The sequence below is a fragment of the Erythrobacter sp. S249 genome, assembly GCF_057364975.1.
The window spans coordinates 2,000,746-2,012,659 of the sequence record NZ_CP200287.1; the positions used below are offsets into that span (position 1 = coordinate 2,000,746).

An 11,914-nucleotide genomic window follows, 5' to 3' on the forward strand; every position below is an offset into this window, starting at 1 on the left:
CCTGTTTTGCCACTAGGATCATTACGTACCTGGCTTCGGAAAGTTCCGCGGCAACGCCAGAAAATTTGGCGTTTGGGGTATTAAAGGCGTCGAAGCGCCTAGACGAAGGACCGGGTCGTTCATGTTTACGCTCAAGAAGCGTCATTTCGCAAAAGCGCTAGCCGCTGCAGGATTGGCAACCGTTACTCTAGCTGCAGCGCCAGCTTCAGCTAACAGTTCAGCTAACGCAGCTGTTGATATCAGCGAACCGATCCGCGCTGCTCAGGATGACAATCTGACGAGCGGCGACGTGCAATTCCGGCAGCTGTTCGCCAATTGGCAAGCGCTTGATAGCGCAGGGCCAAACGCTCCGACTGAGCAGCCGAGCATCGCTATCCCGTCACGCATGCCTTTGGACGGTTTCAAGCTGACCAGCGGTTACGGCATGCGCAATCACCCGGTGCTGCGCCAACGACGCGCTCATAAAGGTGTCGATCTTGCCGCGCCAACGGGCACTCCAATTTTTGCAACTGCTGACGGTATTGTTGGCAAGGCGCAGTGGTTTTCTAGCTACGGCCTTTACATTCGCATCGATCACGGCGCTGACCTTGAAACGCGCTATGCTCACATGTCGAAACTGGCGGTTGCCGCTGGTGAGCGTGTGAAAAAGGGCGACATCATCGGCTATGTCGGCTCAACCGGTCGCTCCACTGGTCCGCACCTTCATTATGAAGTCCGGATCGACGGGGTTGCGGTCAATCCTATTCCCTATATGGTAGAGACACAGGCGCAGCAGCAGTTCGACCGCCAAGCCGTCCTTGAAGGACGCGGCGGCGAATAAGCCCTTAGCGGTTTAGCGCGCTTTTAAGAGTTTCCCCGCTGAACGCGGGATCGAACATTGGAGAGGGTGTTCGAGCATAGGCGGCGGGTTATCCCGCCGCCTTTTTTCTTGGTACGCTCCTGCTCGTTCAACGGCACCCACTATTTCTGCGAATTGACTTGCGGGCTGCGCCGCGCAAGCTAGGTTTCGTCTCGCAACTGACGGCCTCAATGGCCGCATGGGAGAGATATCGATGAGCCTGCATCCAATTGCGCATGCGCAAAACCGACCTGACCAAGCCGCCGTGATCATGGCGAGCAGCGGCGAGACGGTGACCTTTGGCGAGATGGAGGGCCAGGCGAACCAGTTTGCGCATCTGCTGCGCGCGCGCGGTGTGAACCCAGATCAAGCCTTCGCAGTTCTGCTGGAAAACCGGATGGAGTACTTCACCATCATCTGGGGTTCGCAGCGCGCAGGCACGATGCTGGTGCCAATATCAACTCGGCTGACCGGGCCAGAGATCGCCTATATCTTACAGGATAGCGAGACCAAGCTGCTGATCACTTCGGGCGCATTCGCGGATGTGCTGGAGACAGTGCGAGCGGAATGCCCCGACCTCGACATGCTGATCATGGACAGCGGCGATGCGCAGGATTTCGGCGCGGCATTGAGCGCGCAAAGTGCAGAGCCACTGGCTGAGCAAACCGCTGGTTTGGTGATGCTCTATTCCAGCGGCACCACGGGACGGCCCAAGGGCGTGCGACCCGCGCCGCCGGAAGATCCCGATCCGCAGGCGCCCAATCCGCTCATGGCGCTGGGTATGATGGGCGCTGGTATGCCGGCGGATGGCTCGATGATCTATCTCTCACCAGCGCCGCTCTATCATGCCGCGCCCATTGGCTGGTGCTCAACCGTGCACCGCCTCGGCGGGACGGTCGTCCTGATGGAGAAATTTGATCCAGAGAACGCGCTCGCCGCGATCGAGAAATATAAGATCACCGACAGCCAATGGGTGCCGACCCATTTTGTGCGCTTCCTGAAACTGGATGAGCGGACGCGCTCAAAATACGACCTCTCCAGTCACCAGCGCGCGCTGCATGCTGCCGCCCCGTGCCCTGTGCCGATTAAGCGCGAGATGATCGAGTGGTGGGGCCCGATTGTGAATGAATATTACGCGGGCAGCGAAGGCATCGGCATGACCTTGGTGAAGGCGCTGGACTGGCTGACCCATCCTGGCAGCGTTGGCCGCGCGATCCATGGCAAGCTGCATGTCTGCGGCCCCGACGGCGAAGAAGTTGGCGCAGGCGAAGACGGTCTGATCTATTTCGAGAACGACATCCTGCCGACCTATCACAACGACCCCGACAAGACCGCTGAGGCGATGCATCCCAAAGGGTGGATGACATTGGGTGATATTGGCCATGTTGATGCAGACGGCTTTCTCTATCTGACCGATAGGAAGAGCCACATGATCATTTCTGGCGGGGTCAATATCTATCCGCAGGAGGTCGAAAACCTGCTGCAAACCCACGCCAAGGTGATGGATGCCGCGGTGATTGGCGCGCCCTGCCCAGATTTGGGCGAGAAAGTCGTCGCCGTGGTGCAGCCGGTGGACATGGGCGATGCTGGCGAAAAGCTGGAGGCGGAACTGCGCGAGTTTCTTGCGCCCAATCTCGCGCGCATCAAAATGCCCAAACTGTTCGATTTTCGCCCCGATCTGCCGCGCGAGGCCAATGGAAAGCTTTATAAGCGAGAGCTGCGCGATGAATATGAGGCCAAAGCAAAAGCGGGTGCGGCCTGATGGCGAGCGCCCCGGTGCTGGAGGCGGAGCTCGCCCGCGCGGTTATTGACCCAGCGAGCTATGCTGAATGGGACAGTCTGCTCGACCGGTTCGATGCGATCCGAGCGGAAACACCGGTGGCCTGGATCGAAGGGCAAGAAGGCTTTCACCGGCCGTTCTGGCTGGTGACCAGCTATGATGCGGTGATGCAGGTGTCGAAGGACAATCAAACCTTCCTCAACAATCCGCAAACAGTAGTGTTTTCGCTCAATGAGGGGATCGAGTTTGCCAAGGCCATGACCGGCGGCAGCGAGCATATGGTTGCCAGCCTCGTCACCTTCGATGCGCCGATCCATATGAAATACCGCAAGCTGACGCAGGAATGGTTCATGCCTAAGAACCTGCGAACGGTTGAGGCGGAGATCCGCAGTCTGGCCAAGCGCACGGTCGACCGGCTGATTGCGGCTGGACCAGAGGCTGATTTCGTAAAGCTCGTCTCCGCGCCTTATCCATTGCATGTGGTGATGCAGATCCTTGGCGTGCCGGAAGAGGACGAGCCGCGCATGTTGATGCTGACCCAGCAGATGTTTGGCGGGCAGGATGATGATCTCAACCAGTCAGGCATGGCGAATATGACGCCGGAGCAGATCACGCAGCTGGTCGCGGGTGCAGTGAAGGATTTTGAGGCTTACTTCGCCGGAATTACCGCGCAGAAGTGGGCCAAGCCGACCGGTGACGTCGCGAGCGTAATCGCCAATGCGACGGTTGATGGCGCGCCGCTGAGCGACCGCGATATGATGGGCTATTACATCATTTTGGCGGCGGCCGGGCATGATACGACCAGCGCGTCCACTGCGGGTGCGATGATGGCGCTGGCCCATGATCCAGAGCAATTTGCGCGGGTAAAGGCGAACCGCAGCCTACTGCCCGGGATCGTTGAGGAGGCGATTCGCTGGACCTCTCCGGTGCAGCATTTCATGCGCACAGCGGCGGAGGATGTGGAGCTAGGTGGGCAGACGATCCGTAAAGGCGACTGGCTGATGATCAATTATGTCGCGGCCAATCATGATCCAGCGCAGTTTCCTGATCCCCGGCGCTTTGACGCGGGCCGCTCGCCCAATCGGCATCTCGCCTTTGGCGCGGGCGCGCATCAATGCCTCGGTTTGCATCTCGCGCGCCTTGAAATGCGCATTCTGTTTGAAGAATTGCTCGACCGGATTGAGAGTGTTGAGCCAGCAGGAGAGGCCAAACGCGCCAAGTCGACATTTGTTGGCGGTTTAAAGGCCTTGCCGCTGCGAATTGCAGCCACCTAATCCCTAGATATGGGGAGTATTTGCAATAAAACAAGGCCTGCATAACAATATCGATGGTATTGGCGCATTAATCGGGCTGTGTTTACGATTTTTCTGTTATTTGCTTGCAACATGTGTTAACACTGCGTTCATGGGAAAAACTTGGAACAGAGGCGTTGCTATTGGTGCAGCGACGGGCCGTTGAGCCTGCTTGAGACACACAACCTGCCATTTGCGATAGCGCTAATGCTGCTCGCAATCATTGCTATCGCGCAAGTGGTGGGCGTGGCTGATATGTTTGATGGGACAGATGTCGACGTCGATTTAGACCTCGATGTTGATGTCGATGCTGATGGGATCGAGGCCATCACATCCAGCGGGTTTATGGACGGGTTGCTAAGCCTGCTTGGGTTTGGCCGCGTGCCTTTCCTGATCTGGCTTGCGGGTCTGCTGCTGGTCTTTGCGTCAATTGGCGTGATTGGTCAGTCCGTGATCGCAGGTTTGCTCGGCGCACCGCTGCCCGCATGGCTGGCCGCGCCGCTTGCCGGTATTGCCGCCGTGCCCACCAATGCTGCTTTCGTCAGGCCTGTCGGGGCACTGCTGCCTAAGGACGAGACGAGCGCGGTCGGGCTGAGCAGTTTGATCAGGCGTGATGCGATCATCCAGACGGGCACGGCTCGCGCCGGTTCACCAGCGCGGGCCAAAGTGCTGGATCGTTTCAAACAACCTCATTTTGTCATGGTTGAGCCCCATGATCCGAGCGCGGAATTGCGTGAAGGCGAAACAGTCCTGCTGGTGCGCCGCGAAGAAGGGACGTTCTTCGCCATTCGCTATGAAAACCGCTTGCTCGAATTGAACTAGGCCCAGCCCAAAAATTGAAACCTCATAGGAGAGAAAATGCCAGAATTTTTTGACTTAGCTATACTGATAGGCGCAGGCCTGCTGTTCTTCATCATCGTGATCGGTTTCCTGATGCGGCTTTACCGCAGGGCGTCGAAAGAAATCGCCTTTGTGCGGACCGGTGTTGGCGGCGAAAAGGTCGTGATGAATGGCGGTGCGTTGGTGCTCCCGATTTTTCACGAGACCATGCCGGTTAATATGAACACTTTGGTGCTCGCCGTTGTTCGCCGCGATGGAGAGGCGCTGATCACGCTCGACCGCTTGCGGATCGATGTGAAGGCGGAATTCTATGTCCGCGTCCGTCCAGACTCCGAAGCGATCGCGATGGCCGCGCAGACCCTGGGTCAGCGCACCATGCAGCCAGAAATGCTCAAGGATCTCGTCGAGGGTAAATTCGTCGATGCGCTGCGCTCCGTTGCGGCGGGCATGAGCATGAACGAGCTGCACGAACAGCGTGCGGACTTCGTGCAAAAGGTGCAGCAAGTTTCGTCAAACGATCTGGCTATGAACGGTCTGGAACTCGAATCGGTCTCGTTGACCGGCCTTGACCAGACGAGCATTGAGCACTTCAACGCTAACAACGCGTTTGACGCGGAAGGTCTCACCAAGCTGACTGAGCAGATTGAAGCGCGTAAGAAACTGCGCAACGATATTGAGCAGGACACGCGGGTTCAGATGGAAACGAAGAACCTCGAAGCTGATGCAAAATCGTTCGAGATTGGCCGTGATCAGGAATATGCACGGCTTGCGCAGGAACGCGAAGTTGAGGTGCGCCGCGCGGCTCAAATGGCGGAAATCGCCCGCGAGCAGGCAGAGCGCCAGCGCGAGGCCGATGCAGCGAAGATCGAGGCGAAAAAGCAGGTCGATGCGCAGCAGATTGAAGCGGATCGCTTGGTTGAGGAAGCCCGGATCGATCAGACCCGAGCGCTCGAAATTGCCCGCCAAGAGCAGCAGATTGCGGTTCAAAACAAGAGCCGTGAGGAAAGCCAGGCTAAGGCGGAGGCTGACGCAGCCCGCGCCAAAGCGGTGGCTGCTGAAGAGCAGGTTGCAACCTCTCGTGAAAGCGAGATCGCAGAACGTCAGAAGAAGATCGAGCTGATCGAAGCGGCGAAGGTCGCGGAGCGTGAAGCGATTGGCATCAAGGTCGAGGCTGAAGCTGAGAAAGATGCGGCTACCAACCGCGCTGAAGCAGCCCGGCTTGAGGCGAAAGGTGACGCGGATGCTGAAATCCTGCGCGCCGAGGCTGACCGGGTCCGCTTTGAAGTCGAAGCAGCCGGTCAGGAAGCGATCAATGAGGCGGCCAACATCCTCTCGATGGATCAAATCAGCCTGCAGACCAAGCTGGCCCTGCTCAAAGTGCTGCCTGAGGTTATCCGTGAAAGCGCGAAACCTATGGAAGCGATCGACTCGATCAAGATCGTTCAGGTCGACGGGCTCACCAATGGCGGCTCTGGCAATGGCGCGGCCAATGATGGCAGCGGTTCAAGCGGCGGTTCAGGCAATCTTGCCACCGATGCAGTCTCTGCGGCACTGGCCTACCGCGCTCAGGCGCCGGTGCTTGACGGGTTGATGAAAGAGTTGGGCCTTAATGGTTCCTCGCTCGGATCACTCGTCGAAGCGGCTGCGCAAGAAACCGGCGACGGGGATACGCCAACGCTGACTGAAGTTCTCAGCGATGTTAAAAAGCAGGTTATCGAAGCAGAGGCGGATCACGGGTCAAGTCCCGGCGCCTCGTCAGCTGGCGGCAGCGGCGCAAGCCCAGAGCCTGGCGAATAATCTCGATCAAGAAGGCCTCTCGGTCTTCACGAGCTCGCATGCCTCCCGGTTGGCTTCACGCTGATCGGGAGGTTTTGTTTTTGGTATGTCTAGGGATCAGGGCCTGTTGCAAAGCCGAGCACTAGCGCAGCAAGCGCTCCGCCATTGCGCGCACTTCCGCACCCAAATCTTCGCGCTCCAATGCAAGGGCTAGGGTGGCTTCGACAAAGCCCAATTTGCTGCCACAATCATAGCGATTCCCATCGAAAGTCACCGCATGGAACGGCTGCGAGCCGATCATGCGCGCCATCGCATCGGTCAGCTGGATCTCGCCGCCTGCGCCTTTGCCTTGCGTCTCCAGCGTTCGCATGACCTCGGGCTGCAGGATATAACGCCCTGAGATGATCTTGTTCGACGGCGCTTCATCCACCGGGGGTTTTTCAACCAACCCGCGCACTTCGGTCAGCGTCCCGTTCTCAGCCCCAGGATCGATCACCCCGTAACTTGAGACTTCATCGCGCGGCACCTCCAGCACGCTGATCAGATTGCCGCCGGTCTGCTGATAGGCATCGACCATCTGCTTCATGCAGCCGCTGCCGCCTTGCTTGCCGATCATCAGTTCGTCGGGGAGGAAGATCGCAAAAGGCTCATCACCAACAATCGCGCGCGCACACCAGATCGCATGGCCAAGACCCATTGGCACTTGCTGACGAACGGTAATGATGTCGCCGGGTGTGGCGCGGGTCGGTTCCAGTACAGCCATACTCTTGCCGCGCTCGCTCATTGTGCTCTCGAGCTCATAGGCGACATCGAAATGTTCAACGATTGCCGTCTTGCCGCGGCCGGTGACGAAGATCATCTGCTCAATGCCTGCCTCGCGCGCTTCGTCCACCGCATATTGAATGAGCGGGCGATCAACGATGGGTAGCAATTCCTTCGGGATCGCTTTGGTCGCAGGCAGGAATTGTGTGCCGAGGCCGGCAACGGGGAAAACTGCTTTGTTGATCGGTTTTGGCGCGGTCGCGTTTTGATTGGTCATGGATCAACGGATACGGACGCAAACAGAGCCGCGTCAACTGGCGCGTGCATAGCGGGCGGAGATGCCGTTTGCGCGGCACGTGTTTTTGGCTAAGGCATGGCGATGGACAAATTGCTTATTCGGGGCGGCAATCGCCTTTCAGGAACTCTTCCGATCTCTGGCGCGAAGAACGCGGCGCTCACGCTGATACCGTGCGCTTTGCTGACCGAAGAGCCGATGACCTTGCGCAATTTGCCGCGCCTTGCCGATATTGACGGGTTCCAACATTTGATGGGGCAATTTGGTGTCTCGGTGAGCATTCAGGGCAAGCGACCTGAGGATTTTGGGCGCGTCGTCACCTTTGAAGCTCAGCGTCTGACCTCGAATGTCGCGCCTTATGATCTGGTCCGCAAAATGCGCGCCTCAATCCTTGTGCTTGGGCCGATGCTGGCGCGCGCGGGCGAGGCGACCGTCTCAATGCCGGGCGGCTGCGCAATCGGCAATCGCCCGATCGACTTGCATCTCAAGGCCCTTGAAGCATTCGGCGCAGAGATTGAGCTGGCGCAAGGCTATGTCAAAGCGATTGCCCCTGATGGAGGATTGCCGGGCGGGGACTTTGATTTTCCAGTGGTGTCTGTCGGAGCGACAGAAAACGCATTGATGGCAGCTGTGCTAGCCAATGGCACAAGCCGGCTGTTCAACGCCGCGCGCGAGCCAGAGATTGTCGACCTGTGCAACCTGCTCACCGCGATGGGCGCAGAGATCGAAGGTATCGGCACATCCGATCTGATTATTCACGGTGTTAAGCGCCTCAACGGCGCCACCTATAAGGTGATGGCGGACCGGATCGAAGCAGGCTCCTATGCCTGCGCGGCGGCGATCACGGGTGGCGAAGTGCGGTTGGAAGGTGCCAATGCCAGCGAAATGACAGCAACCAATAACGCGCTGCGCAATATCGGGGTGGAGATCGAAGAGGACGCACGCGGCATGACAGTGCGCGCCGACGGCCCGCTGAAAGCAACTGACCTCACCACCGCGCCCTACCCCGGCCTCGCCACCGATATGCAGGCGCAATTGATGAGCCTGCTGTGCAAGGCGCATGGCACCAGCGTGCTGAAAGAAACGATCTTCGAAAACCGCTTCATGCACGTGCCAGAGCTGTCCCGGATGAGCGCGGATATTGCGACTGAGGGCCGTACGGCAATTGTAAAAGGCCCCTCAGAGCTGACCGGCGCCGAGGTGATGGCAACCGATCTGCGCGCATCCATGAGCCTCATCATCGCGGCGCTCGCGGCGGAAGGCGAGACTACAGTGCGCCGGATCTATCACCTTGATCGCGGCTATGAGCGGTTGGAGGAGAAACTTCAGTTGGTCGGCGCGGATATTGAGCGGGTGGACGACTGATATTGGCGAGGAGCTAAAGCTCCCGGCCCATGCTCATGCGTTCTTCGACCGAAAACCCAAGGTGCCGATAGAACGCCGCAACCGGCTCGTTGCCGGCGCGAATTTCTAGGTTCACCTTGTTGCAACCGCGCTTGCTTAGCTCTGCCAGAGCATGATTGACCAGCTTACGGCCAACCCCTCGGCGTTGGCAATTTGGATCGACAGCAACCGCGTATAGCCAGCCTCGGTGCCCGTCCCATCCGGCCATGATAGAGCCGACAACCGAGCCTGATGCGTCTTCAGCGACCCAGAACAGTTCATCGCCTAAGGCGAGCTTTTTGGGAATGGCAGAGCTGGCTTGATTGCGAGGCGGGTCGTCTGGAAAGACAGTGCGCCACAATTGATCGACACCGCTGAAATGCACTTCGCCATAGGTGACGACTTTGATCATCCTATCGGCTCCCACTTACCAACCAAATGCGGATCGCTCCTGCGAGGCCTGGCGGTGTCTCCGCCTTGATTCGCTCTTCGTCGATCCGCCCGACCAGCGCATTGATTGGGACATCTTCTGCCTCGGCTGCGCGGCGCAGCATATCCCAGAATACTGGCTCCAGGCTGATCGAGGTCTTGTGCCCGGCGATCTCGACCGAGCGTTTGACCGGAGGGTGATAGGGTGTGTTCGCCATAGCGCGGTCGGCGATAGCGCACCGATTGTGCCTTGCCCATTGGCGATTGACGTGTGCTGGGCGATCTGGTGCTCTCGCGTCGTAATTTGGAGGGTAGAATGGTCGAGATCGTCACGGGTGAAGATGAGGTTGAGCGTTGCGGCTGGTCGAGTGCAACACCGCAATATGAGCAGTATCATGACGGCGAATGGGGCTATCCCGTTGGCGATGATCGCCGCCTGTTCGAGAAGATTTGCCTTGAGGGTTTCCAATCAGGGCTAAGCTGGCGCACGATCCTGGAAAAGCGAGAGAATTTTCGCGCTGCTTTCCATGATTTCGACTTTCACAAAGTGGCTGATTTTGACGAAGATGATGCCGAGCGCTTGCTCCAAGACGCAGGCATTATTCGCCATCGCGGCAAGATCGAGGCGACGATTAACAACGCCCGGCGCGCGCTCGAATTGGTCGAGGACGAGGGCTCTCTGGCAGCCTATTTCTGGCAATATGAGCCGCGCGATCGCCTGTGGGATGGCAAGAACATGCCAGGCTTCACAGAGGCTTCCAAGGCTCTTTCCAAAGACCTGAAGAAGCGCGGATGGAAGTTTGTTGGCCCGACCACAGCCTATGCCTTCATGCAGGCGATGGGCCTGGTGAATGACCATGCCCCTGGCTGCGCGGCGCGGGACAAAGTTGAAGCAGCACGGCGAGATTTTATTTTGCCCTAGACACCACACAAGAAATTCGGGGTGGCCGCCTTTGGTAGTGCGGCTAGATTACGGTCATGAATAGTGGACTCCACACTTTGACTGACAAGGAAAAGGACACCCTTCGACTGATCTTTCGCGGTCATGATGCGAAATCAACTGCTCGCGCGCTCGACCTTTCGGTGCATACGATCAACGAGCGTCTTCGCGCCGCGCGGCGTAAACTTGGTGTGACGAGTAGCCGTGAGGCGGCGCGATTGCTCTACGAGTGTGAGGGGCGACCCGACGAAAATGTTGCATACAAAGAAATAGGGGATGCCTATCCGCACGTTCCTCGCGACGATCCTTCTATCCCGCGACCGGTTTGGAGGCGGGCCATTTGGATTGGAGGAGTTATGATGTTTTCTATCGCGCTAGCCGCCATTTTCTCGATGTCAGTTTCTGGTGACGACTTCCAGAAGGATACTGCTGACAAAGGCCTAACAGCCCAACTTGCGAGCCGAGACGAAGCTCACGTGCAGATTGCGAGTGATTGGCTAGCATTGGTTGATACGGGCGAGTGGGAAAACAGTTTTGAGGCTGCAGGGACGAGTTTTAAAGAGCTCAATACGGTGGAGCGATGGCAAAGTGCATCCGAGCAGGCGAGGGTCCCACTCGGCGCAGTGATTAAGAGGGAAGCCATCGCCGTCGATCACCTGAATGCGCCCGCGCGAGGCTATATCAGGGTGCGCTTTCTAACGGCGTTTGAAAATCGTGAAGCGGCGATCGAGGACGTAACTATTGAGCGCGAAAATGGGGTATTCAAAGTGGTAGGCTACGTTATCGAATAGCCGCCCCCATTAATACATATGCTGGCCGCCATTGATGCTCATGGTTGAGCCGGTCGTGAACGCGCCGTTTTCGGAGGTGAAGAAGGTCACGCCGCGCGCGATCTCTTCGGCTTGGCCCAGACGGCCGACCGGGATCTTTGCGACGATCTTGCCGAGAACGTCTTCTGGTACTGCGGCGACCATATCGGTGTCGATATAGCCGGGAGCGATAGCATTGACGGTCACGCCGAACTTGGCGCCTTCCTGTGCGAGAGCTTTGGTGAAACCGTGAATGCCGGACTTGGCCGCAGCGTAGTTGACCTGGCCATATTGACCGGCCTGCCCATTGATTGAACCAATATTGACGATCCGGCCCCAGTTGCGCTCACGCATGCCGGGGAATGTCGCCTTCGCCATATTGAAGCAGCCGCCCAGATTGACGCGCATAACGTCGTTCCAGTCTTCAAAGCTCATCTTGTGCAAAGTGCCATCGCGCGTGATGCCGGCATTGTTGACGACGATATCGACCGCGCCATGTTCTTCAGCCACTTTGGCGCAGCCTTCGAGGCAGGCTTCGTGATCGCCTACGTCCCATTTCATGGAAGGGATGCCGGTTGCCTCGGTAAAGGCCCGGGCGCTTTCGTCGTTGCCGCCATAATTGGCGATGACGGTATGGCCTTGGCGTTTCAGACGCTGGCAGATGGCCTCCCCGATGCCGCGTGTGCCCCCAGTGACGATTGCTACTTTGCTCATATGCCTGTCATCCCTCTGAGTCGTTTTATCCTTTTCAGGGATAGACTTGCCGTAGC

The 11,914-nt window shown here is 58.0% G+C and carries 12 protein-coding genes; 8 read left to right on the forward strand and 4 right to left on the reverse strand.

Annotation, left to right across the window (positions count from 1 at the left end):
* The first annotated feature begins 121 nt into the window (after nucleotides 1-121).
* The 5 genes from AC0V6V_RS09515 to AC0V6V_RS09535 all read left to right on the forward strand — a co-directional run bounded on the left by AC0V6V_RS09515 (nucleotide 122) and on the right by AC0V6V_RS09535 (nucleotide 6,547).
* Complete coding sequence (locus tag AC0V6V_RS09515) at nucleotides 122-820, forward strand: M23 family metallopeptidase (RefSeq protein WP_486165145.1); 699 nt, start codon at nucleotides 122-124, stop codon at nucleotides 818-820.
* 232 nt (nucleotides 821-1,052) lie between these two features.
* Nucleotides 1,053-2,600, forward strand: a complete 1,548-nt coding sequence (locus tag AC0V6V_RS09520; protein ID WP_486165146.1) for an acyl-CoA synthetase — start codon at nucleotides 1,053-1,055, stop codon at nucleotides 2,598-2,600.
* Nucleotides 2,600-3,892 carry a cytochrome P450 gene (locus AC0V6V_RS09525; RefSeq protein WP_486165147.1) on the forward strand — a complete coding sequence of 431 codons (1,293 nt, stop codon included), beginning with the start codon at nucleotides 2,600-2,602 and terminating at the stop codon, nucleotides 3,890-3,892. The genes AC0V6V_RS09520 and AC0V6V_RS09525 overlap by 1 nt, the downstream gene beginning before the upstream one ends.
* Nucleotides 3,893-4,072: 180 nt before the next feature.
* A complete protein-coding gene (locus tag AC0V6V_RS09530; protein ID WP_486166078.1) occupies nucleotides 4,073-4,732 on the forward strand; it encodes an OB-fold-containig protein in 660 nt (219 codons plus the stop codon).
* Nucleotides 4,733-4,768: 36 nt separating this feature from the next.
* Complete coding sequence (locus tag AC0V6V_RS09535; RefSeq protein ID WP_486165148.1) at nucleotides 4,769-6,547, forward strand: flotillin family protein; 1,779 nt, start codon at nucleotides 4,769-4,771, stop codon at nucleotides 6,545-6,547.
* A gap of 121 nt (nucleotides 6,548-6,668) precedes the next feature.
* On the opposite strand, the gene AC0V6V_RS09540 is transcribed toward AC0V6V_RS09535, so the two are convergent.
* Nucleotides 6,669-7,565 carry a UTP--glucose-1-phosphate uridylyltransferase gene (locus AC0V6V_RS09540; RefSeq protein WP_486166310.1) on the reverse strand — a complete coding sequence of 299 codons (897 nt, stop codon included), beginning with the start codon at nucleotides 7,563-7,565 and terminating at the stop codon, nucleotides 6,669-6,671.
* Nucleotides 7,566-7,667: 102 nt separating this feature from the next.
* Here AC0V6V_RS09540 and murA point away from each other — a divergent pair, with 102 nt between their 5' ends.
* Complete coding sequence (murA, locus tag AC0V6V_RS09545) at nucleotides 7,668-8,948, forward strand: UDP-N-acetylglucosamine 1-carboxyvinyltransferase (protein WP_486165150.1); 1,281 nt, start codon at nucleotides 7,668-7,670, stop codon at nucleotides 8,946-8,948.
* A 13-nt stretch (nucleotides 8,949-8,961) separates the two neighbouring features.
* Here the strand turns inward: murA and AC0V6V_RS09550 are convergent, their stop codons facing one another.
* The gene (locus tag AC0V6V_RS09550) at nucleotides 8,962-9,378 is read right to left on the reverse strand and encodes a GNAT family acetyltransferase (protein WP_486165151.1); all 417 of its coding nucleotides are present in this window, start codon (nucleotides 9,376-9,378) and stop codon (nucleotides 8,962-8,964) included.
* A 1-nt stretch (nucleotide 9,379) separates the two neighbouring features.
* A complete protein-coding gene (locus tag AC0V6V_RS09555) occupies nucleotides 9,380-9,613 on the reverse strand; it encodes a ribbon-helix-helix domain-containing protein (protein WP_486165152.1) in 234 nt (77 codons plus the stop codon).
* Between the two features lie 98 nt (nucleotides 9,614-9,711).
* Between AC0V6V_RS09555 and AC0V6V_RS09560 the strand changes: the two genes are divergently transcribed.
* Both AC0V6V_RS09560 and AC0V6V_RS09565 read left to right on the forward strand, forming a co-directional pair.
* Nucleotides 9,712-10,317 carry a DNA-3-methyladenine glycosylase I gene (locus AC0V6V_RS09560; protein WP_486165153.1) on the forward strand — a complete coding sequence of 202 codons (606 nt, stop codon included), beginning with the start codon at nucleotides 9,712-9,714 and terminating at the stop codon, nucleotides 10,315-10,317.
* A 77-nt stretch (nucleotides 10,318-10,394) separates the two neighbouring features.
* The gene (locus tag AC0V6V_RS09565) at nucleotides 10,395-11,126 is read left to right on the forward strand and encodes a helix-turn-helix domain-containing protein (protein ID WP_486165154.1); all 732 of its coding nucleotides are present in this window, start codon (nucleotides 10,395-10,397) and stop codon (nucleotides 11,124-11,126) included.
* A gap of 9 nt (nucleotides 11,127-11,135) precedes the next feature.
* Here AC0V6V_RS09565 and phbB read toward each other — a convergent pair whose 3' ends face one another.
* Nucleotides 11,136-11,858: an acetoacetyl-CoA reductase gene (phbB, locus tag AC0V6V_RS09570; RefSeq protein ID WP_486165155.1), complete on the reverse strand. Its 723-nt coding sequence runs from the start codon at nucleotides 11,856-11,858 to the stop codon at nucleotides 11,136-11,138.
* Between the last annotated feature and the right edge of the window lie 56 nt (nucleotides 11,859-11,914).